General features: G+C 38.9%; 16 protein-coding genes. 11 read left to right on the top strand and 5 right to left on the bottom strand.

The window, feature by feature from the left end; all coding sequences use genetic code 11:
- The first annotated feature begins 219 nt into the window (after positions 1–219).
- The 11 genes from ACRRSQ_RS12185 (at position 220) to ACRRSQ_RS12135 (ending at position 17,366) form a co-directional block, all read left to right on the top strand.
- A complete protein-coding gene (locus tag ACRRSQ_RS12185) occupies positions 220–3,435 on the top strand; it encodes a TonB-dependent receptor (protein ID WP_440876018.1) in 3,216 nt (1,071 codons plus the stop codon).
- 282 nt (positions 3,436–3,717) lie between these two features.
- Complete coding sequence (locus tag ACRRSQ_RS12180; protein ID WP_440876017.1) at positions 3,718–6,252, top strand: glycoside hydrolase family 2 TIM barrel-domain containing protein; 2,535 nt, start codon at positions 3,718–3,720, stop codon at positions 6,250–6,252.
- Positions 6,253–6,490: 238 nt separating this feature from the next.
- Positions 6,491–8,953, top strand: a complete 2,463-nt coding sequence (locus tag ACRRSQ_RS12175) for a PVC-type heme-binding CxxCH protein (protein ID WP_440876016.1) — start codon at positions 6,491–6,493, stop codon at positions 8,951–8,953.
- A 72-nt stretch (positions 8,954–9,025) separates the two neighbouring features.
- A complete protein-coding gene (locus ACRRSQ_RS12170) occupies positions 9,026–10,606 on the top strand; it encodes an arylsulfatase (protein ID WP_440876015.1) in 1,581 nt (526 codons plus the stop codon).
- 47 nt (positions 10,607–10,653) lie between these two features.
- Positions 10,654–11,424: a 3-keto-disaccharide hydrolase gene (locus tag ACRRSQ_RS12165; protein WP_440876014.1), complete on the top strand. Its 771-nt coding sequence runs from the start codon at positions 10,654–10,656 to the stop codon at positions 11,422–11,424.
- A 140-nt stretch (positions 11,425–11,564) separates the two neighbouring features.
- Entirely contained in the window at positions 11,565–13,043 is a 1,479-nt protein-coding gene (locus tag ACRRSQ_RS12160; RefSeq protein WP_440876013.1) for an alpha-L-fucosidase, read from the top strand.
- Positions 13,044–13,539: 496 nt separating this feature from the next.
- Complete coding sequence (locus ACRRSQ_RS12155; RefSeq protein WP_440876012.1) at positions 13,540–14,553, top strand: zinc-binding alcohol dehydrogenase family protein; 1,014 nt, start codon at positions 13,540–13,542, stop codon at positions 14,551–14,553.
- 1 nt (position 14,554) lies between these two features.
- Positions 14,555–15,388, top strand: a complete 834-nt coding sequence (locus ACRRSQ_RS12150; RefSeq protein ID WP_440876011.1) for an amidohydrolase family protein — start codon at positions 14,555–14,557, stop codon at positions 15,386–15,388.
- Between the two features lie 9 nt (positions 15,389–15,397).
- Positions 15,398–16,333: an aldo/keto reductase gene (locus ACRRSQ_RS12145; RefSeq protein ID WP_440876010.1), complete on the top strand. Its 936-nt coding sequence runs from the start codon at positions 15,398–15,400 to the stop codon at positions 16,331–16,333.
- Positions 16,334–16,709: 376 nt separating this feature from the next.
- Positions 16,710–16,892, top strand: coding sequence for a hypothetical protein (locus ACRRSQ_RS12140; protein ID WP_440876009.1), 183 nt, complete (start codon positions 16,710–16,712; stop codon positions 16,890–16,892).
- 114 nt (positions 16,893–17,006) lie between these two features.
- Entirely contained in the window at positions 17,007–17,366 is a 360-nt protein-coding gene (locus ACRRSQ_RS12135; RefSeq protein ID WP_440876008.1) for an L-rhamnose mutarotase, read from the top strand.
- Positions 17,367–17,732: 366 nt separating this feature from the next.
- On the opposite strand, the gene ACRRSQ_RS12130 is transcribed toward ACRRSQ_RS12135, so the two are convergent.
- The 5 genes from ACRRSQ_RS12130 to ACRRSQ_RS12110 form a co-directional block, all read right to left on the bottom strand.
- Complete coding sequence (locus ACRRSQ_RS12130; protein WP_440876007.1) at positions 17,733–18,668, bottom strand: sugar kinase; 936 nt, start codon at positions 18,666–18,668, stop codon at positions 17,733–17,735.
- Entirely contained in the window at positions 18,668–20,158 is a 1,491-nt protein-coding gene (locus tag ACRRSQ_RS12125; RefSeq protein ID WP_440876006.1) for a UxaA family hydrolase, read from the bottom strand. The genes ACRRSQ_RS12130 and ACRRSQ_RS12125 overlap by 1 nt, the downstream gene beginning before the upstream one ends.
- Before the next feature lie 3 nt (positions 20,159–20,161).
- Complete coding sequence (locus tag ACRRSQ_RS12120; RefSeq protein WP_440876005.1) at positions 20,162–21,616, bottom strand: tagaturonate reductase; 1,455 nt, start codon at positions 21,614–21,616, stop codon at positions 20,162–20,164.
- Positions 21,617–22,660: 1,044 nt separating this feature from the next.
- Positions 22,661–22,864 carry a hypothetical protein gene (locus tag ACRRSQ_RS12115; protein ID WP_440876004.1) on the bottom strand — a complete coding sequence of 68 codons (204 nt, stop codon included), beginning with the start codon at positions 22,862–22,864 and terminating at the stop codon, positions 22,661–22,663.
- Between the two features lie 201 nt (positions 22,865–23,065).
- A complete protein-coding gene (locus tag ACRRSQ_RS12110; protein ID WP_440876106.1) occupies positions 23,066–23,230 on the bottom strand; it encodes a hypothetical protein in 165 nt (54 codons plus the stop codon).
- Positions 23,231–23,272 lie beyond the last annotated feature (42 nt).

Below are 23,272 nucleotides of genomic sequence, written 5' to 3'. Positions count from 1 at the left end.
TTTTTTATTTTTATAGATGCCAGTTATAAATGGTTATCATTCTTGTTAATGTGATATTAAAGTGCGTATATGAAGATTGCGGTGTATATATAAAGATAAATTGTGTATTTTGTTGACAATTTAAGCTTGATGATCAAATCTTATAGTGTAAAAAATTGTAAGTTTACGAGAAGGGGTTCTTGTTTCTGCCTTTTTTACGAATACTCAAGGGGAAATCAAATGGTACTAACAAAAATAAAAAACAGACCACATTATCAACGTTTATTGTTGGGTGCTGCGTCAGCTACCGCATTAATGGGGTCACTTGCACAAGCACAAGAAACGACAACAGAAGAACAGCAAAAAAATGCCGAGGCGATTGAAGTCATTGAAGTTAAAGGGTTTCGCTCTTCTTTAACTAAGTCGCTTAATATGAAGCGATTAGCTTCTAATATTGTTGACGGTATTGCCGCTGAAGATATTGGTAAGTCTGCTGACCAAAACATCGCCGAAGCGCTACAACGCGTGACCGGTATTTCAATTAGTCGTCAAGACGGTGAAGGTACAACCGTAAGTGCTCGTGGTGTGCAAGGCTCATTAAACGTTGTAACATTAAATGGTGTGCCACTTTCCGACTCATCAGCTGGTGGTGGCGTTAATTTTAGTGAATTCTCATCTGATATTTTAAGTTCAATAGAAGTTCAAAAAACACCGAGCGCCTCAACCGATGAAGGTAGTTTAGGGGCGAGCATTAGATTAGCCGGCTTCAAACCGCTTGATGCTAACAAAGATCGTCGAATAGTTGAAATTCAAGGTCGTCAAAATGACTTTGCTGATACTGACGACTTTAAAGCACAATTATCGTTATCAGAAAAATTTCTAGATGATACGGTTGGTTTTTCACTGGTTGCCTCACGTGAAGAGCAAGGTACTCGCAGAGATTTATCAACTATAGGTCGCTGGCGCACTATTAAGCCGCCTGTCGGCGCAACAAATATGGAAACAGGTGAAGTTGTACGAACGTGGGATTATGACGGCGATGGTGTTGAAGAGCCATTGGAGCTGCGTCAAGCCTCTGTTTATAAATTGGAAACACAAACAGTACAGCGTAACAGAGACTCTATTGCGGCAACTTTGCAGTTACGCCCATGGGAAAATGGTGAGTTTAAATTTGATGCAACCTATAGTTCACAAGATATTGCTCGTGACACCGCAGGTATTCAAACAACTCCAGAACGAGTTAATTATGAAAGTCAGAATATTGTATTTGATCCAAATACTTTTACTATCGTTAAAACTCTAAAAACTGCGTTAACACAAGAAGAACGTGTAGCTATTGCCGAAGCTGAAGGGGTTGCTGTTAATCAAATTCCCGGTAAAGTCCGAAATGTTGGTGTAATACGTAATTACCGAAACATGGTAGAAGATAATACCGAAAATAAAGTGATTAGCTTTTCCTATGACCATTACTTTGAAAATGTAGACGTATCAATTCGCGGTGGCCATTCTGAAACAGATAGAACACCTACAGATCAGCTACAAGGTTTTTTCCGTGGTAGTACGGCAGCAAGTACACGTGAAAGTGGTGTACAAAATGGTTATCTTTGTAATGATGGTAGCGATGGACTGATCTGTGAGTTGCAAGTTACACCAGAGGGGTATATGGACAATGCCGAAGGCTTTGAATACCAAGCCTTCACTAATTCAGGAAATTACGTTAAAGATGTTGCTGACAGTTTATATGCCGATGTATTGTGGACCGTTGATTTTGGCGCGATTACAAGTATTGAAACAGGCCTTAAATGGTCATCGCGTGAAAAAGAAACTAATAGGTTTTTTAGTCAATGTAACCGCGGCTGTGTAGGCGGAGAATTAAACGATTATACATTAGCAGATTTCACCAATGGTAGTACTTCCGGTAATCTAGGCGAAGGTATTGGTTTACCACCATCAGAATTTACCGATGGTTTTCCTGTATGGGATATTGAAACAACACGTGACTTTTTAGCCTCAGAAGGCCTTGACGGTAATCTTGAGTTGCTGTTTACCGACATTGGCTCTAAAACAATTCAGCAAGACGTATTTGCAGGTTACTTACAAGCTAACTTTGAATTAATGGATGGTCGCTTAACCGGTGATTTTGGTATTCGTGTAGCGCAAACCAAAGTTACAGGTATGGGCGCATCAGCATTTAAATATGACGTAAACCAAAGCTTTATGTCGGCAGAAAATATTGAGAAATTTGGAAGTCGAGAAGCAGTTGCTGAAGCATTAGGTATTTTAGTCGGCGACCCAGATGACCAAAAAACTAAAGATACCGCAGCCGTATTGAATACCGATACTCACGAATATACTGATGTATTGCCGAGTTTTAATTTAAACTACGCTGTTTCTGAAGATGTTATTGTGCGTTTTGCGGCTTCACAAACCATTGCTCGTCCTCCGTTTGATAAACTGGCACCGCAATTTAGCATTTCAGAAGGGCTCTTTGGTGAATATTCAAATGGTAATTTAGGCACTGTAAAACTTGACCCGTATAAGTCTAGTAACCTTGATATCTCGGCTGAATGGTATTTCAATAAATCGTCATTATTCTCTGTTGCTTTATTCACCAAAGACTTATCTGATTATTATGCGAGAGTAGATAAGAAATTTTATTGGAGAGATATACGCAGCGAATATTATGATGACAGCACAATTGTTGACCCAACTACCGATCGAGCTGTCAAAAAAGAAGGTGAAAACGTAACGTTTAATCCAATCGCTGATAATGTATTACTTTCGTATGACGATGGTGACAACCAAACGGGTTGTATGCCAAACCGCGAAATTGATTTATTAGCACCTACTGCGACTGACTTTTGTGATGTTGCCTTGATCAGTGGAGGACGAAATGGTGCCGGTGGTTATGTGCGCGGTGCAGAAATTTCGTTCCAACATAATTTGGATTATTTACCTGGTTTTTGGAGCGGCTTTGGTGGTGTAATGAACTATACCTATGCTGATTCACAAACTGATGCTGAAACCTTCTATACGCCAGATGGTGAACTAGCGGATTATATTCCTGACACCCCACTAGAGAATACTTCTGAGCATACATTTAACGCTACAGCGTTTTGGGAGAAAAACGGTAAGTTAGTGCGTTTGGCTTACAACTACCGTACTGACTATTTAATCAATCGTGTTGAGTCTGAATATGGTTCTCATTGGATTGATGGTTTTGGTACATTAGATCTTTCGGCGAACTGGAATGTAACAAATTGGGCAAGTATTAACCTTCAAGCAAGTAACTTGTTAGACACAGTTACACGTGTTTATTCAACAACCCGCCCTAATGTTACAGGTAGTAACATTCCTGGTGAGGCAACAACCTTAGGTGAACAACCGACAGAGAGAACTGTTGCACTTAGTAACACTGGCACTATTTATCGCCTTGGTGTTCGTTTAACCTTTTAGCCCTTATTTATAACGATAAATTAGTGCAATGGAGCTTTTAACCATTGCACTTTTTTTTGTAATAAATTTGGCAGCATTAAGTCGTTAGATACTTTTTTATCCTACTATTTTCAGCTTAATTTTAATTCACTTTTAAATTTATAAACTGATTAATGTTAATGGCGATAAACTTAATTAAATTCAGTTGCTTAATCTAATTAAGTTCTCATGGAGTAATAGAATTACTAAACTTTTGGAATAGAATGTCTAATGTTGATAGTTGATTTTTTGATGGAGTTATATATGAAAATCGTGAAAAATCTTGGGTTCTACATAACTTGTTTTTTGTTATGTTTTAGTGCTCAAGCGACCAATATAGAAAGAGAAGTAGATTTTAACTTCGACTGGAAGTTTACCCTTGTTGATAGTACCGAACTACCAAGTGAACTTCCTTTAAAAGATTCAAGTTGGCGAGATGTACGCTTACCCCATGACTGGAGTGTAGAAGCGTCATTTGATGAGTCATTAGAAGGTGCTACTGGTTATTTGCCCGGCGGTGTCGGAATTTACCAAAAGCACTTTAAAACCCCAGCTGCGCCAAGCGATAAAAATAGTTATATATTATTTGATGGTGTATATAACAACGCGACGTTTTGGCTAAATGGTCAAAAATTAGGAGTAAACCCATATGGTTATTCCCCTGTATATTTTGATTTAACCCAGTGGCTTAAAACTGACGGTTCAGACAATATATTAACGGTTCATGTTGACCATTCTCGCCATGGCGATAGCCGCTGGTATGCAGGTAGTGGTATCTACCGAAATGTTAAATTAATCACCACTGACAAATTACATATTCCTATTTGGGGCACATTTGTTACTACTCCAAAAATCAGTAAAGAAGAAGCTGAAATCAACATTGAAATTAATGTTGCCAATAGCCATAAAAATAGAGAAAGCGTTTTAGTTACGACAAATATTATTGATGACCAAGGCCATGTTGTAGCAACCGATACGTCAACAGCTCGTATTAAAGGCATGGGCAAAAAAGTATTATCTCAATCTATGACTGTCGCTAATCCTAAGCTTTGGGATATCGACCAGCCAACGATGTATCAAGCTATTACAACGCTTAGTCAAAAGGGGAAGTTAGTTGATACATATACCACACCGTTTGGTATTCGCAGCCTTAAATTTGAAGCGAAAAAAGGTTTCTTTTTAAATGGTAAGTCAACCTTAGTTAAAGGTGTTTCATTACACCATGATGGCGGTTTAGTCGGTGCAGCTGTACCGAAAGAGGTATGGCGTCGCCGTATTCAATTGTTAAAAGATGCAGGCTTAAACGCGATCAGAACCACACACAACCCATTTTCTCAAGAGTTTTTAGATCTATGTGATGAAATGGGCATTTTAGTGCAAAATGAATTTTTTGATGAGTTCGATTACCCGAAAGATAAGCGTTTAAATATGCATGAACGCCATGATGATTATGATACTCGTGGTTATGCAGAGCACTTCCAAAAGTGGAATAAAAGCGACTTAACACGCACTATGCTACGCGATAGAAATCACCCAAGTGTATTTCAGTGGAGCATAGGAAATGAAATTGAGTGGACATATGTTCATTACCGCTACGTAACGGGCTATTGGAATGACCCTAACGATGCAACTAAAATGGATAAGGCGTTTTGGAGCTCTGCACCTAAGTTTAGCCCAGAAGAATTAGCCCAGCGTTATAAAAATTCTGAAAAAGGTGAATATATCCTTGCAGATACCGCGAAAAAATTAAACGACTGGGTAAAAGAATTAGATACAACACGCCCAACTACTGCCAACCTTATTATTCCGCAAGTGAGCCATGTAAGTGGTTATGCTGACGCAGTAGATATTGCTGGTTACAGTTACCGTAATAGCGTGATCCCATGGGGACAAACGCACTTCCCAGAGAAACAAATTACCATTAACGAAAACCCAGGTACTTGGGATGACTGGAAGCAAGTTATTCAATTTCCGGGTGTTTTCAGTCAGTTCATGTGGACGGGTATTGATTACATGGGCGAGCGCCATAAAAAATGGCCACACAAAAGCGGTTGGGGTGACATGCTGAACTTGGCCGGCTTTAAGTTACAAGGTTGGAATTATTTCAAAAGTGTTTGGGTGAACGAGCCACATATTTCATTAGGGACTTTACCCCTTGAAACATCTGGTTTTGAAGCTGATGAATTGTCTGGTTTAGCTGTGGCGGAAACTAAAAAGAGCAATCGTTGGCGAGACTCTAATATGCATTGGAACTATGAAAAAGGCGAAAAAATTCTTGTTGAAGTTACCTCGAACCACTCAATTGTTGAGTTGTTTTTAAACGGTGAATCACTTGGTTACCGCAGTATGTCAGAAGCTAAAGATCGTATTTTCCGCTGGGTAGTGCCTTATCAATCAGGGGTGTTAACCGCTAAAGCAGGTTTTACTGGTCAGGAAATTGAAGCAACACTTGAAACGGCGGGTAAAGTTGCTGGTTTTACTTTTACTGCTGACAAGTCGACCTTAAAAGCTGACGGTTATGATCTTGCACATTTAATCGTGCAGTTAGTTGACGACAAAGGTCGTCCAATTAAAACAGAAAACGCAAAAGTGACCTTTGAAGTGGAAGGTGATGCAAGGTGGCTTGGAGTTGACTCAGGAGTACCAGAAAATATACAAGACTTTCAATCTCAAAGCATAGTGACAGCTAAAGGACGAACTTTAGCGATTATTCAATCAAATAGAGTTGCAAACCGGATTACGATTACTGCGAAAATTAAAGGGCTTGATTCTCAGCGCTTAAACCTTAATTTGCAATAAAATATAAAAAGCTATCCCTGATAAAAATAGAAGTCATGAGTGACTTCTATTTTTTTGTCTGCGATACAATATTCAGATATTGATGCATCATTCGCTAATCAACAGGATTAATGATGTTTGTATATAAAATTTAAAGGTTGTATATAAAAAATGTTGTTTGTTTTTTTGTATTCTGTTCTACTTAGTATCGTCCTTATACAGATTAATTCGCCTACTTTGTGGTGGTTAAGAGTCAATAATGAAAAAAATAATATTATGTGCAGCAGCGCTATTGACCAGTGCCTGCATTACAGCAGAAAAAAGCGCGCAAACAGCACAAGAACGTGGTGTTGAACAAGAGCAGCCATCACAAAAAAATGACAAGGGTCATCAACATGGCGCTGGCTACCATCAACACAAGTTGGCTACGAAGGTCAATAAAGGTGACAGAGCAGGGCATGTAATGAAAGACCCCATTCCTGCCGAACAAATTCCTCCTGCACCGATATTAACCGTTGCTCAAGCCCTTGATTCAATAAAATTGCAGCCCGGATTTGTTTTAGAAAATGTTGTTTCAGAGCCAAATGTATTTAATCCCGTTGCTATGACATTCGACGGTAATGGCCGAATGTGGGTGTGTGAAATGACCACCTATATGCCGACGGTATACGGAGAAGGAGAAGATGCTAAAGAAGGCAATATTGTTGTTCTAACTGATACCAATGGCGATGGCACCGCAGATAAACGTACTGTTTTTATTGATAATATTGATATGCCAAGAGCGGTCGCTATGGTGAAAGGCGGCATACTATATGCTGATCAAAATAAACTGTATTTTGCTGAAGTTAAAGAGGGTTTAACGCTAGGTAAACATGATGTGGTTGACCCAACCTATGCGCAAGGCGGCACTTTAGAGCATAAAACCAATGCGCTGTTACACGGAATAGATAACTGGTATTACAACGCTAAAAGTTGGAAGAAATATAAAACAATACCATTAAACGAAGAAATTCCAGCCGGCGGTAAAGAAATCTATCGAAACCAATATTGGAAACTTGTTATTGCCCGTTCTGACTATCGTGGTCAGTGGGGATTAAGCATGGATGATTTTGGCCGTTTATACCATAACGGCAACAGCTCTCCTGCCTCGGGAGAATTTTTACGTCCGGGTGCATTAATACAAAATCCAGACTATCAAGCCAAAATGTCTGCCAATAAAATTGGCGGTCATCGTGTGTATCCTATCCGCATGAATCCGGGGGTAAATCGTGGGTATTTAAAAGGTACCTTAGTTGCACAAGGTGAGCACAAAGGTAAATTAGTTAACTTTACTGCAGCAAGTGGTAATGAGGTTTATCGAGGCGATAATTTTCCATCAGCATTTTATGGTGCATCTTTTACACCAGAGCCGGCAGCAAATTTGATCAGCGCACGCTATATTGTCGAAACTGACGGCAAATTATCGGGGCAAGCGATATACCCACAACAAGAAATTTTAGCATCGACCGATGAACGTTTTCGTCCGGTGAACTTATATACTGCGCCCGATGGCAGTATGTATATTATTGATATGTACCATGGCATTTTACAACACAAAGATTACCTGACCACGTACTTAAATAGACAAATTATTTCGCGTGCTCTTGATAAAAATAACAATACCATGGGACGTATATATCGTTTGCGCTGGCAAAAAAATCCGCTTTCACCACAGCCGAAATTAAGGTCTTTGTCGGCCGATGAATTGGTACCATTTTTGGCTCATAATAACGGCTGGTGGCGCGATACAACCAGACGTTTACTGACTGAAAAAAATGATGAAAGCGTAGCCGCAGCGATCACGGAATTAATTAAAAACAGTAAAGACCAACGAGTTATTGTTAATGCGCTATGGACCTTACACGCGTTAAATCATGTCAGTCTTGACCTTGTAAATTACGCGCTGACTTTACCTGAAACAAAAATTAAAGTGAATGCCATTGCCATTGCTGACAAATTATCGGCAAAAGAGCAGTTAGTATTCGCAAAAACCATGAAAGATTTAGCCAATAGCAATTATGAAGTCGCCTTACAAATTGCCTTATCAAGTGCTGACATTCGCACAGACGACACCTTAGATGCACTTAAAATAGTATTAGAAACGTATGGTGACAAACCCTTAGTACATGATGTTGTATTAAGTGGTTTAACCGGTCGAAAAGAAGCCTTTTTACAGTTAATTGGTGATTTTCATCACAAACCCTTCCTAAATAAACTCGCAAATGTGGGTGTCGACATTAAAGAAAAAAGTAGCAGAGACCAGCTTTCACTCGTCGGTCAACGTTTGTATGACTTGGGCAAGAAAAATTATCTTGGCAAAGCGGTTTGCTCTGGATGTCATGGCGACAGTGGTGAAGGCATTAAGGGCATGGGCGCACCGTTTATCGATAGCGAATGGGTACTGGAAAGCAAAGAGCAATTAGCGAAAGTATTGCTGCATGGTTTAATGGGGCCAATTACGGTCAATCGTCGAAAATGGCGCACAACGGCAGTTATGCCAGGCTCGGCAAGTCGCACTGATATTACCGACGAAGACCTGGCCGCCATCGCCACTTATATTCGAAATTCGTGGGGTAATGCCGCCGATATTGGCGGTGAAGTCAGTGTCGATTTGATTAAAAAAGTACGCAAAGAAACACAAGATAGAACTATGCCTTATACCGCACAAGATATTGATAAATAGAGTTTAACTCTCATGTTAAATAAAAGTATAACTAAGTTACGAAATAGAGAAACATCTTAAGAGAGTAGTTCAATGTTAAAACAATTGATTTTCATTTTACTTGGCTTTTATTTCATCAGTACAGCGGCAAACGCAGTAGAAAAGCCTAATATCGTACTTATATTAACTGATGATATGGGCTACAGCGATATTGGCAGTTATGGTGGTGAAATTTCGACGCCTAATCTTGATACACTTGCTAAAAACGGTATTCGTTTTACCCAAATGCATAACGCATCTAAATGTTTTCCTTCTAGAGCCTCATTATTAACGGGCTTATATGCACAGCAGAATGGTTTTCACAGTCACTATAGTGCCTTTCAAAATTCGGTGACTATAGGTGAGGTATTAAAAAGCGTAGGTTATCGCACTTTATTGTCGGGTAAACATCATTCGCGTGAATCGTTATATGATCGCGGTTTTGATCGTGTTTTTGGTCTATTAGATGGCGCAACTAACCATTTTAACCCCGGAGTTAAACGAATTGGAGAAGTTGCTCCAGCAAAGAAAACGATTAAAGGTCGAGGCTGGAATATAGATGGCAAATTATATAAACCTTACACACCTAAAGACAGAAATTTCTACTCGACAGACAGTTACACTAATTACGCACTAGAGTATTTAGAAGAATATAAAAATGAAGATAAACCCTTTCTCCTTTATTTAGCTTACACTGCGCCACATGACCCGTTACAAGCTTGGCCGGAAGACATTGCCAAATATGCTGAAACTTATAAAGTTGGCTATGAAAAAATACGCCAAGCACGCTATGCCAAAATGCAAAAAGAGGGGGTTGTTGATCACCACTCTCCTTTGTCTGCACCTACTTACCAATCTTGGCAGGGGTTAACAAAGCGTCAGCAAGATATTGAGGCACGCAAAATGGCGGTGTATGCAGCGATGATAGATCGCCTTGATCAAAATGTAGGCCGTGTTATTGATAAACTGAAAGCTTTGGGGAAATTTGAGAATACACTGATCATTTTTGCTTCTGATAATGGCGGCAGTGCCCAAAATGCCGAAAAAGCAGGTAACAAAGAGGTGCAGCTAGTTGAGGATGGTAATGATATAAACCTTATTGGCACTGTTGGCTATTGGGCATCATTAAAGTCTGATTGGGCCAACGTATCCAATACCCCCTTTCGTTTTCATAAAACAAGCAGTTTCTCAGGGGGAACTAATACGCCCTTTATTGTCCATTGGCCTAAAAAAATTCGCGCAACAGCAGGCAGTATTAACAGTTCATATACGGGACATTTTATTGACCTTATGCCAACGTTAATTGACATCACTGGGGCGAAATACCCACGCAGCTATAATGATACTGTCGTATTACCTATGGCAGGTGAAAGCTTTTTACCGCAGTTAATGGGCTCAGAAAAACCAAGAGCTAAGCCACTTTTCTGGCAATTTAGGCAACATAAAGCCGTTTTATATCGTCATTGGAAAGCAATAAATGATGACGGTAACTGGCAGTTGTTTAACATGAAAAGTGACAGAACTGAAATTCAGAACCTGGCCACTCACTACCCTGAACAACTTGCTACGTTAATCCAGATGTATCGCGACTGGTTTTTATCAACACCGGCAGGAAAAGAATCATCTGCCCATTAATCAACCAATAATATTTAAGAGTTTATCCTATTTAACCGAGTAAAATAATGAATCAAAAACATATAATAGCGTCCTTTTTAACAGCATTTAGCCTAACTGCTTGCACAAGTACAGTAGAGCACAAAATTGCACCACAACAACATAAGTGGATAACGTTTTACGAAGCTCAAAAAAATATAGTTGCGCCAGAAAAAGCCCTGCTTAATACAGAAAAAGAGCCGGTAATTACGGCAGATTTTGTTGACTTATACAAGGGTAAAGACCTTAGTAATTGGACAGTTCGTGGCGGTTTTAGCTCATTTACGGCTAAAGAGGACTACATCGAAGGTGTCGCATTAAAAAAATCGCCGAGTACTTACTTATCAACCAACAAAGCGAACTTTAAAGACTTTGTATTTACCATGGAAGTTAAGTGGTTAGAAGATGGTAATTCCGGCGTTATTGTACGAGGAAATACCAAGCCCGGTAAAAAAGGCAGTATATATAAAACAGTTTTTGGGCCGCAAGTGGAAATGGAAGACTTTAAAAGGAAGCGCTATTGGTCAGGAGGGATATATGGTCAAAGCGCTGGCGCATGGCATTATCCATTATGGTTAGAAGCGCATGAAACCGCACGCCAGGCTATTAAGCGAGAAGACTGGAATCGACTCACGGTAAAGGTTGTTGGAGATAACTATAAAACATGGGTTAATGGTATTCCTGCCGCTCATTGGAATGATGAAAAAAGCCAATTTAAACAGGGCTTTTTTAGTTTGCAAATTCATGCTGGTGGTCGTGGGAAAATTCGTTTTAAAAACATTAAAGTCAAAGAGCTTTGATATTCTCATTTTTCGATTTTGGCCAATACAGTGTCAACAGAAAATCAGTTGATATTACATTTAAAGTTACTTATTCGTATACGAAGTGTTGTTTTTTTTGTGTGATGATGGCTAGGTTGTTGTTATAAAGGAAAAAATAAATGCTAAAGTGTGTGTCGTTAATGGGAGTGATGAGCCTTGCCTTATTCGCTGCAGAGTGTACTGCTAAAAAAATTACACCGCCGAACTTCTCCTTAGATTGGACTGAAGAAAAAACACACCAGACGCCTGATTGGTTTCTTGATGCTAAATTTGGAATATATTTTCATTGGGGACCATACTCGGTTCCTGCGCATAAAACAGAATGGTATTCAATGTGGATGTATAAAGAGGGTCACCCGATACGTAAATACCATGAACAAACATATGGAAGTTTAGATAAGTTTGGTTATAAAGACTTCATTCCTCATTTCACTGGTGAGCATTTTAATGCTAAAGAGTGGGCGGAATTGTTTAAAAAGTCGGGGGCAAAGTTTGCCGGGCCTGTAACCGAACATGCCGATGGCTTTGCAATGTGGGACAGTAAAATAACGCCTTGGAATGCCGCTAATATGGGGCCAAAGCAAGATATCGTTGGAGAAATGTCTGAAGCGATAAAAGCACTGGATATGAAGTTTATTGCTACATTTCATCACCAGTGGAAGTATGCTTGGTATCCTACATGGGATAAAAACACTGATGCGTCAGAGCCAAGTTTCGCTAAATTATATGGCCCCAACGTTCCTAAAGGTACTTTTGTCATGGCCAGCAAGCAAACCACGCCTTTGCCTGATGATGGTTTTAACCAAGAATGGTTAGCAAAAGTTAAAGAGGTCGTTGATAATTATTCTCCAGATCTGGTTTATTTCGATAACAAAATGGACATTATTCAAGAGCAAACCCGATTAGATTTTTTAAAGTATTATTACCAGCAAGCAAAAAGTAAACAGCAAGAAGTTGTTGTCACTTATAAGTTTAATGACTTACCAAAAGGCAGCGCAGTTTTAGATCTAGAGCGCTCAAGAATGAGCGAGAAAAAAGATTTTCCTTGGCTGACCGACGATTCAATTGATTGGAATTCATGGTCTCATACCATTGACCCTAATTATAAAAGTGCAAATAGACTTATCGATTTTTTAATCGATGTGGTAAGTAAAAACGGCGGCGTGCTGTTAAATATCACCCCTACCGCTAAAGGTGTTATTCCTGATGAGGTAAGAGAGCGACTACTTGCCATGGGCGAATGGTTAACAGTGAATGGCGAAGCTATATACAAAACTAGACCATGGCTCGTATACGGCCAAGGGCCAGCTAAAGTCATTGAAGGTCACCTCAGTGAAAAGAAAAATGTCGATAATAGCGCTAAAGATATTCGTTATACGGTCAGCGGTGAATACCTTTATGCGACGATACTTGATTGGCCAACAGAAGATACTTTATTAACTGATGTTACCAAGACAAACTATTTAATAGGAGATATTGAATTGTTGGGGAGTGATGAAATCATTCACTGGCAACAAACAGACAATGGATTATTAATAAAAGCGCCGAAACATAAAAAAGGTAAACATGCTTTTGTTTTTAAGCTATCGAGAAAATAGCGAATTGATCACGTTCATCAAGCGACGCTATTTATAACACCTTCTTGTTATATTAATAGCGTTTATCTCATTATGTCTAATAATAAACTGCCTGTTAAGCTTTACGCTAAAGAGCATAATCAAGCTTTTTAGTGGTACATAGGCCACGCTAAATGCAAGGTTTATAAAAAACAATGAAACTGAATTGTATAAAATCGTTTTTATACAATGCTTTAACTGGCTTTATCATGAGTTTTTTCGATATAAAGCTAGCTAACTTCTTTTATTGACGGTTCCATCTACACCTTTGGTTTCTAATTCAATATTTCCCTTTTTATCGACTTTTTGCTTTCTCTAAAAGTCGATAAATAAGCTAATGTCAGATTTTATTTTTAAAGCCCTATATAAAATGCATGTTTTATATTTAAAAAATGCTGGAGTTTTATAGTCTAGCTGTTAATATTGTTCGTATGTAAAAAATCTTATCTATATTTGAACTACCGGAGATTGCGTATTTATGAAAGCAGTTGTGTGTATAAAGCCAGGGCTTTTACAAAACTCAGAAAAGGACAAGCCATCACCGAAACAGGGTGAGGTGTTAGTTAAAATTAAATCAATTGGTATATGTGGTACTGATATTCATGCTTACGGTGGCAGTCAGCCGTTTTTCGAATATCCGCGGGTATTAGGGCATGAATTGTCAGGTGTAGTTGAAGCCAGTGGTGAGGGTGTCAGTATTGCCAATGGTAGCTCGGTTTACATTATTCCTTATATGAGCTGTGGCCAATGTATTGCCTGTCGTAATGAAAAACCAAACTGCTGTACGGATATCGCCGTGCTAGGTGTGCATCGTGATGGCGGTATGTGTGAGTATGTTTGTGTGCCTGAATCAGCGGTAGTAAAAACTGACGGTTTAAGTTTCAACGAAATGGCGGTGATTGAATGTTTAGCCATTGGTGCTCATGCTGTAAGGCGCGCTCAAATTACCGAGAAAGATACAGTGTTAATTCAAGGTGCAGGCCCTATTGGTTTAGGGGCGTTGCAGTTTGCTCAAGGTGCTGGCGCCAAAGTGATTGTCTCTGAAGTATTTGAGCAGAAACGACAATTCTGCAAAGAACAGTACAAGGTGCATGGTACTGTTGATGCGCTTGGCGATGTAAACGCACAATTATCTGAATTAACCCAAGGTGAATTTCCTACCGTAATTATTGACTGTACGGGTAATGTTAAAGCGATGGAGTCAGCCGTTAATAATTTGGCACACGGCGGGAAAATCGTTTTTGTTAGTGTTGTTAAAGCGGCCTTGTCTTTTGATGACCCTGAATTTCATAAACGTGAAACTACATTATTGGGCAGTCGAAATGCTACTTTAGAAGATTTCGAACATGTGGTATCTAGCTTAAAGAATGGTAAGGTACGTATTGAACCTTTTGTTACTCATAAAGCAAAATTTAGTGAATTAATTCCAGCGTTTAAAGAATGGGTAAAACCTGAAACAGGCGTTATTAAAGCAGTAGTTGAATTAGATTAAAATGAAAATAGATGCTCATCAACATTTTTGGCAGTATTCTTCTCAAGAATACGGCTGGATTGGCGAAACAGAAAAAGCGATAAAGCGTGACTTTTTACCTGAACATTTATCGCCAATTTTAGCAGAAAATAATTTGCAAGGCTGTGTAGCTGTACAAGCACGTCAAACAGATGAAGAAACACAGTGGTTATTATCACTCGCTAAGCAAAATTCGCTTATTAAAGGCGTTGTTGGTTGGATAGATTTACGTGCTGATAATTTAGCATCGCAATTATCATATTATGAAGGGAGCTCATTATTGAAGGGCTTTCGTCATGTGCTGCAAGATGAACCAGACCCTGCATTCATGCTACAACATGAGTTTATTCGAGGTTTAGCACTGATTGCTGATAATGATTATAGTTATGACTTATTAGTATTCGCTCATCAGTTGCCTCAAACCATTGCCTTAGTGAATAAATTACCACCAATGCGATTGGTTGTAGACCATATTGCTAAACCTGACATTGCATCGGGAGAGGGTTTTCAGCAGTGGCAAAAACACATTACTGAGTTAGCGGCTGTTCCTTATGTGTTTTGTAAAGTTTCCGGCATGGTGACCGAAGCGGATCATCAACAGTGGCAGCAGTCACACTTTACCCAATACCTTGATACTATTTTTAATGCTTTTGGCCCTGAGCGTATTATGTTTGGCTCTGACTGGCCCGTTTGTTTGCTAGCCTCACAATATCAAGAAGTGAAAAAAATAGTCTCTGATTACGTACAGGCGAATTACCCAGATCATGTAGATCAAGTTTTTGGTTTAAACGCTTGTAAGTTTTACAAATTATTATAGGAATAATGTATGCAGTATAACAAACTAGGCAAAACTGATTTAAACCTTTCTAAATTAAGCTATGGTGCATCTCCTTTAGGCGGCGTATTTCGTAACATCAGTGAGGCTGACGGTATTCGCACGGTTCATACCGCTCTTGATTTAGGTATTAACCATATTGATGTCTCACCTTATTATGGTGATACCGTCGCTGAAACCGTATTGGGCAAAGCCCTTAAAACGGTTTCACGTGACCGTTTTATTCTATCGACTAAAGCAGGGCGTTATGGTTCAGAGTTTGCCGATTTTGATTTTTCAGCAAAAAGAATTAATGCCAGTTTAGAAGAAAGTTTAGCTCGATTAGGGGTCGACGGTGTTGATATTTTATACTTGCACGATATCGAGTTTGGTGATTTAAATCAGGTATTTGAAGAAGCTATTCCTTGTTTACAAGCACTTAAGGCACAAGGAAAAATCCGTTATTTTGGCGTAACAGGTTATCCGGTTAAAATATTTGAAGAAACGGTCAAGCACTTCGATATTGACTGTATCTTAACCTATTGTCGTTATGCTTTACATGATACAGCGCTAACCAAACTTATTCCAATACTAGACAGTAAAGGTGTTGGTATCATTAATGCTTCACCTACAGGTATGGGCTTATTGACTGAACGTGGTGCGCCAAGCTGGCATCCTGGCAATAAAGAGCTGTTAGCAGCGAGTGCAAAAGCGGTAAAACTCTGTCAAGAGCATGGTGTAGATGTTACCGAGGTCGCCTTGCAGTTTGCGATTGATCACCCGTCTATTGTGTCGACCTTAGTTGGAACAGCCAACCCGTTAAATATTGAAAAAAATGTAAAGTGGGCGGAAAAGAAACCTGATCCTGTTTTGGTTGAAAAACTACGCGCATTGTTTGCCAATGTAGATTGTACTTGGCCTTCAGGTCATGCCACTAATCAAGATTAATCCTTCTAGGTGCCAATAAAAGTAAAAATTATTGGCACCGTTTTTAAGTGCCAGGTTAAAAATGTATGCGTTTTTATCCTGCTTTTTTGGCTATAACGTTATTGATCTTGCCTTTAAATTCAGCCTAGTCGTCTCTTTATGCTTAGCTAAATTTTCCTTATCTACAATCTTCTTGTTGATTTATATGTAAAGCCCCTATTTGCAAGCAGGAGATATTGTTGTGCTACACATACATACTGTGCATGTTATAACTTCATTACCTTGATGATAAATTTGCAGGCGCTAAAGCATCGGTTGGTTACGTGGATAAGGGGCAAAAGTCGGCAACATTAAAGCAGGCGCTGGCAAATAGGGGCATTAAGCGGACTTGATAACGATGAGCACAACATCATTTAAAAATATTGCAATTAGTAAAGCTGTGTTATCCGAAGGTGGTAAAACAGTTGGTATAACTCTAGCGCTGACAGCAGATAAAGTTGTACAAATTAATTTTATCGTTCTGAAAGATATTAATAGCCGTAAGGTCAGCGTCGATAAAGTTTATTATACCCTTAACTAGCTTAGTCACTAGTTACACGAATCTATTCTTTTGGGAGAATAGATTATTTCATCGTCTTGTACCTAGAGGCGTTGTTTAAATTTTAATAATATGATTAAAAATTAGGGAGTCTTCATGACGGATAGCATACGTTATTGTCTAGCTTTGGATTTAAAAGATGAAGCTGAATTGATTAAAGAGTATATAGAGTATCATCGGCCTGAGAATGCTTGGCCACAAATAACCCAAAATATGCGTGAACTGGGTATTTTAGATATGGAAATATACCACTTAGGTAGTCGATTGTTCATGATCATGGAAACTAAAGCTGATTTTGATCCAAACCAGCCACCTATAACGGAAGCCGGTCGACAAAAAAGTGCGGAATGGGAAGCTTTGATGTGGAAGTATCAACAGCCTTTAAAGTGGGCTAAAGAAGGCGAAAAATGGGTGGCAATGGATAAGATATATGACTTAAAGCAGGCGTTAACTTAATTGCGCTTTATACCTGTTATCCGGCATTGATAAGTTCACTTGAATCGTCCTTCATGGATACTGCTATAGCAGCTGGAGTATTTTATGAAGGTGTTTATTTCTGAGCAACTTTTGCTAGTTTGCTCGTGATTCAGATGACATTAAAAAATGATAACTTGCCATACAGGGATTGTTGGCTTGATTTTTTATGGAGTTTGATTGAAATGATCAAAAAACCGTACTTATACCGTATTTGCTTAGTTTATTTAACTTAGCTGTGGGGGCAGCATGTTAATGAAAAACGGTAACGCCTAAATTAAAAGCGCTAATTGCTGATAAGAAAAATAATCACAAGGTCTGACTGTTAGTTGAAAATTGTAAATATGGTTAAAGTACCGCCCAAACTTCGTCAGTGTTAATAGAGACAATAGCACCTTTTTGCTGGATCACTTTACTGGCCAGTTTATTGGCGACTTTACAGCATTGCTCTGGTGTTTTGTCATTCAACCAAGCTGCGAGAAAACCTGCATTAAAAGAGTCACCAGCCGATGTGGTATCAACTACGTTAGTCACAACTTCTGTTGGTACATGTAGCTCTAGTGCTGATGTTGAATAAAAACAGCCATTTTCACCATCTTTAATGACAATCTCGTTGATATCGTATTTTGCCAACCTTTGCTTACAAGCTTCTACAGAGCTATCTTGCCAAATTATTTGCTCGTCTTCAAAGGTCACTAAAGCTAAATCAGATAAGGCATATATCTTATCGTAGTAATGTTTTGTTTCTTCTATATCACGCCACAAAGCAGGACGATAGTTACTGTCAAAAATAATTTTAGTGCCTTGACTGCGTAACGTATGCAGTGCTTGAACTAGCTTTGTTTTGTCATCTTCAGGTAGTACGGCAAGTGAAATGCCTGAAAGAAAAACAGCATCATAATTTTGTAAATTATCAAAAACAGCGGCAATCTGTTCATGTTGCATCATGAAGCGGGCCGCAGAGTCATTACGCCAATATTGAAAAAAACGCTCGCCCGAGCTGTCATTGTGAATATGGTATAACCCCACATGCTTATTTGGGTCAATCAATACGTATTGCGTATCGATACCATAAGCTTGCCATTTTTCGATAATGGCTTGGCTTAGCTGATCTTTACCCATTGCAGTAACAAAACTTGCTTGACCAGTATTAGGTAAAAGGCTTTTTAAATATACGGCGGTATTCACACTGTCGCCACCGAAACTTTGCTGCATGGCAGTAAAAGGTGCGCCTGAAATTTCAGCCATGCATTCGCCAATTAATGCGAGTTTAAACTCTGCCATTATAGCGTGACTCCACTTTTCCAAATCGCCACTTCTCGTACATCGTTGATTTCGTTGCACACAGGTTTGCCATTACAGGCGTCAATAATCAGCGTAAGGAATTCTTCAAGTAAGACGTCCATTGATTTGTCGGTGACAAGCTGGCCGGCGTCAAAATCAATCCAACGATGCTTTTTCTTGGCTAATTCAGAATTGGTCGCAATTTTTAAGGTCGGTACAAAACCGCCATAAGGTGTGCCGCGACCTGTAGTAAATAACACCATATGACAACCACTTGATGCTAATGCACTGGTGGCTATGGCATCGTTACCCGGTGCATTAAGTAAATTTAAGCCTGGAGCTGTTAAGCGTTCACCATAATTTAATACTGCTTGCACTTTACTTAAACCTGCTTTTTGCGTACAGCCGAGTGATTTATCTTCTAAGGTTGAAATACCGCCACTTTTATTGCCTGGTGATGGGTTTTCATAAATAGGCTGGTTATGATCTTTATAGTAACGTTTAAAGCCATTGACCATATTAACCAAGTCGTTAAAGGTACTTTCATCTTTACAACGAGACATTAATATTTGCTCTGCACCAAACATTTCAGGTACTTCTGTTAATACGGTCGTACCGCCTCGGGAAATAAGGTAGTCTGAAAATTGACCTAATAATGGGTTGGCGGTAATGCCCGATAAGCCATCGCTACCACCACATTCCAAACCAAATTTCACTTCTGACAACTTACCGGGCACTCGTTTGTCTTGACGTATGGTTTGGTAAATATCTTCTAACAGCTCAAGGCCCGATTCAATTTCATCGTCAACAGATTGCGACGTTAAAAACTTAATTCGGTCGCGGTCAAGGTCGTCTAAACCCATTCTAAAGGTGGAGATTTGGTTATTTTCACAACCAAGACCAACAATGAGTGCACCACCAGCGTTAGGGTGCTGTGCCATGTTTTGTAAAAGTCGACGGGTATTAACTAAATCATCACCGAGTTGCGAGCAGCCAAATTGATGCGGAAATACATGAACGCCGTCAATTTCAAGTTCAGGATGCGCTTGCAAAAATTCTTTTACCATTTGCTGGGCGACACCGTTAACACAGCCTACAGTAGGAATAACCCAAAGTTCGTTTCGAATGGCGACATCACCATTTTTACGTCGATAAATATTAACCTCAGGACAAGTATCGATGAAAGGAGCTGCTAATGTGTCTTCTGGTGCGTAGCTGTATTCAAGCTCGTCACTCAGGTTGGTTTTTACATTTTCAACATGAACCCACTCACCGGCATTTACCGAGTCTAATGCGTGGCCGATTGCGGCACCATATTTAATAATGTCGTCGCCTTTAGCTATGTTAACAATGGCAACTTTATGGCCTTTATCGATATCAGTGGTAGGGGTTACTTTAATATCATCAAATTGATATAAAACTCCTTTTTCTAAAGGACTTAGCGCTATGGCAACATTATCTGTTTCATGTAATTTAATTAGTGCTTTCATTATTTATACCAACGCTTCGTTTAAGGCTGTTCTAACACCTGATTTAATGAATTTCGCTAAGGCAGAAGTTACTGCAAAAGCTAAACCATCAACTTCAGTCAGATCTTGTCCCCAATGCCAGTTAGCTGATAAAACTGCGCTAACAAGTTGCTCAATGGTGATTTCTTTGGCGTGAAATTTCTGCCAAGTTGCACTAAATAAGGTTAACCATTTATCGCTATCAACGAGTGCGATTTTTTCATCATTACGAACACCGCCGTAAAAGAATATTTGACCAGCAAGTGCATGAGCGATCATTGGCGGCACGCTGTTGTTTATTTCCACATACTTTAATAACTGAGGAACTAAGCGGGTATGGAATTTAGTCATGCTGTTTAATGAAATTGCCATTAATTGGTGATGAATATACGGGTTTTCAAAACGTTTAATCACATCTTGAGCAAAGGCTTCTAGTTCATCTTTTGGCAGGTTAAGTGTTGGAATAATTTCTGTAAAAATGAGCTTGTTGATATAGCTTGATAGTAGCTCGTCAGACATGGTTTCTTTAACAGACTCTAAACCAGCCATGTAAGCAAGTGGCACCATAGCCGTATGTGCGCCGTTTAAAATAGCCACTTTTCGTTGCTTGTACGGGTAAATATCGTCAACCACTTTTATATTTAAACTGGTGTCTTTTAAACAAAGTACGTCTTCAACTGCTTTTGGCCCTTGAATAACAAATAAGTGAAAGTATTCTGCGGTAACCATAAAGTTATCTTGGTAGCCAAGTTTTTGTTGTAATGCTTGGTGTTCATCACGAGGAAAACCGGTAACAATACGGTCAACAAGGGTTGAACAAAAATGGTTAGCATGCTCTAACCAATCGACAAAACCTTGCTCTAATTGCCATAGTTGACAATATTGCAGCAAAATTTCTTTTAATTTGTCACCATTGTAATCAATAAGCTCACAAGGGATGATGATCAAACCTGCACTGTGGGCGCCATTAAAGTGTTGAAAACGTTTATATAGCCACTGAGTAAGTTTGGCTGGAAATGCTTTAGCCGGCGCATCGGTTAACTTGTCGGTATCAACAAACTCAATGCCAGCTTCGGTGGTATTTGAGAATATCACCTTAATGGTTTCGCTTTCTGCAAGCGCCATGTATTTATCAAAATTTTTATAGATAGCGATTTCTTCGTTCACGCAATCAATAATTTCTATTTTTTCAATAGCTTTTCCGCTTTCATCAATGCCACGAATAACCGTACTATATAGGCCATCTTGTTCGTTTAATAACGGGATGGCGTCATAATCAATCGGGCGAATAATACTGATACCGGCGTTTAAATCACTTTCTCTATTTAAATGGTTAATCTGCCAATCAATAAACGCCCGTAAAAAATTACCTTCGCCAAATTGCATGATTTTAGTTGGGTAGGTTGTTGATGTTGCATTTTGTCTGTTGAGCTTTTTCATAATCCATCCAATAGCGAGTTTCTTGCACCCAAAACCAATAAGTTCTGACAGCGTAAACCAAGTGTTTAAGTAATTTTAATTTATCTTAATAGCCATTGCAAATATAAAACCTGATAATTATATGTGATTTGTATTCGGTGTTAGTGAGTTTTGTTTGAATATAGTTTTTAGATGACAAAAAATGATTTTTAATTGTTATTATCTGGTTGTGATTTTAGTTAAGAAGCAAAATTTTTATCTTTGATTTGAACTACTTGTAGACTAGCCTTGTAGGGGAGATTAGTGAGCTGGACAAAATTTGCTCGATAATATGGTAATAAATAATCATTATTGATAAAAATATATATTTTAGCGTTATAGCAATTAATCAACTTAGTGCTTCATTAGCGAGCAATTGATTATTACGTTTTGTGGTTTAAATACACTTCATTATTTAATTATCGGCTTATATCATTCAATAATATTGCTACTAAATTATTTATAATATAATGATGTGTTGAATAAATTTACTAATAAGGTCTTATATTAGGGAGCGAATCTATACGCGCTCGAATAAAAATTGTCGCACCACTAGTCTTCACCTGGTGGTAGATGAAATTGATGACGATATGAAAAGCCATTGGTGTCGGTGAAAGAGCTAATAGAAATGACACAAGTTAATGGAATCATTTTATTATCGCTGGTGTCTGATGACGCATGACTATCGATATGCTACAAGAAGCTAATATCGTCTGCATAGTTAACGCTATGGCTATTGCGCTTAATATCGTTTTAAACTAGTGGCTAGTTAACGGCAGATTGAGTATTAACGCCATGGGTGTTTAAGGCGCTGCTTGGGCAACAATTCTTGATAGATTATTTCACTGTGTATATTGGAGTTGTGTCTTAAAAAATAATCCATCCTGTATTTTCTGATAAGCATAGTAACGAAATTCTAATGGCTGGTGCTATTTGCACATTCAAATTTAATTTTATTGATGTTATAGAAAAATTGTTTGCTCATGTGTTACTCATAACTAATGCTTTGCTACTTAATTTATTGTGTCACGCTAAATAATAAGCTTGCATGGTGCTACCTGATCCGATAACTAAGTCCACGTCGCTATCAGGGGGGGAGATTTTGTTGGTTACCAAATATATACCAGAAATATCTAACGATAAAAAACGCTTTTTTTCGTTAATAACGCGAATGCCAGCGGCACCTGCAGCGTTATTGCCACCACCGTCGAACACTGAGACTTCATTCATACTACAGATATTGGTAATTTCTTCATCCAAGTAGCCAGTAATGTTAGAGTCTTAACAAAGCTTAGATATGTGATAAATGGGGAAATCGGTTGCTTTTAACATTTGCGTTGACTGTTGTCTTTTATCTGCATCAAGCTAAAGGGGACCAGTGATTTCTTAAATGTCTAAGGAAAAATTGCCGGTCATTAAAGTGCGGTAAAACTAGGTATGGCAACGTTGCCGGTAATTGCTCGGTTTTGGTGCACGTTGTTCAATAGTTTTATATAGTGCTTCACGGCGAGCGTCATTCCATAAAATCGCAGGGAGAATAATGTTATTGTTGCTGCCAAGCAAGGTCGTGTCGTGTATTTGTCCGGATACGCCAATTGATTCCCCCCTTTTAGTGCCGCGTTATTTTTTGACTTTATT

This window comes from Thalassotalea sp. PLHSN55, assembly GCF_052030545.1.
Lineage (GTDB): Bacteria > Pseudomonadota > Gammaproteobacteria > Enterobacterales > Alteromonadaceae > CANMXU01.
This window is presented reverse-complemented; position numbering and strand designations above follow the sequence as displayed.

What these genes read in the sequence shown, in the direction of transcription:
- ACRRSQ_RS12145 (WP_440876010.1), top strand. Translation starts at nt 15,398, where the DNA reads ATGCAGTATAACAAACTAGGCAAAACTGATTTAAACCTTTCTAAATTA.
- ACRRSQ_RS12180 (WP_440876017.1), top strand. Translation starts at nt 3,718, where the DNA reads ATGAAAATCGTGAAAAATCTTGGGTTCTACATAACTTGTTTTTTGTTA.
- ACRRSQ_RS12150 (WP_440876011.1), top strand. Translation starts at nt 14,555, where the DNA reads ATGAAAATAGATGCTCATCAACATTTTTGGCAGTATTCTTCTCAAGAA.
- ACRRSQ_RS12130 (WP_440876007.1), bottom strand. Translation starts at nt 18,668, where the DNA reads ATGGCAGAGTTTAAACTCGCATTAATTGGCGAATGCATGGCTGAAATT.
- ACRRSQ_RS12115 (WP_440876004.1), bottom strand. Translation starts at nt 22,864, where the DNA reads ATGAATGAAGTCTCAGTGTTCGACGGTGGTGGCAATAACGCTGCAGGT.
- ACRRSQ_RS12170 (WP_440876015.1), top strand. Translation starts at nt 9,026, where the DNA reads ATGTTAAAACAATTGATTTTCATTTTACTTGGCTTTTATTTCATCAGT.
- ACRRSQ_RS12120 (WP_440876005.1), bottom strand. Translation starts at nt 21,616, where the DNA reads ATGAAAAAGCTCAACAGACAAAATGCAACATCAACAACCTACCCAACT.
- ACRRSQ_RS12165 (WP_440876014.1), top strand. Translation starts at nt 10,654, where the DNA reads ATGAATCAAAAACATATAATAGCGTCCTTTTTAACAGCATTTAGCCTA.
- ACRRSQ_RS12185 (WP_440876018.1), top strand. Translation starts at nt 220, where the DNA reads ATGGTACTAACAAAAATAAAAAACAGACCACATTATCAACGTTTATTG.
- ACRRSQ_RS12135 (WP_440876008.1), top strand. Translation starts at nt 17,007, where the DNA reads ATGACGGATAGCATACGTTATTGTCTAGCTTTGGATTTAAAAGATGAA.
- ACRRSQ_RS12175 (WP_440876016.1), top strand. Translation starts at nt 6,491, where the DNA reads ATGAAAAAAATAATATTATGTGCAGCAGCGCTATTGACCAGTGCCTGC.
- ACRRSQ_RS12160 (WP_440876013.1), top strand. Translation starts at nt 11,565, where the DNA reads ATGCTAAAGTGTGTGTCGTTAATGGGAGTGATGAGCCTTGCCTTATTC.
- ACRRSQ_RS12155 (WP_440876012.1), top strand. Translation starts at nt 13,540, where the DNA reads ATGAAAGCAGTTGTGTGTATAAAGCCAGGGCTTTTACAAAACTCAGAA.
- ACRRSQ_RS12125 (WP_440876006.1), bottom strand. Translation starts at nt 20,158, where the DNA reads ATGAAAGCACTAATTAAATTACATGAAACAGATAATGTTGCCATAGCG.
- ACRRSQ_RS12140 (WP_440876009.1), top strand. Translation starts at nt 16,710, where the DNA reads ATGAGCACAACATCATTTAAAAATATTGCAATTAGTAAAGCTGTGTTA.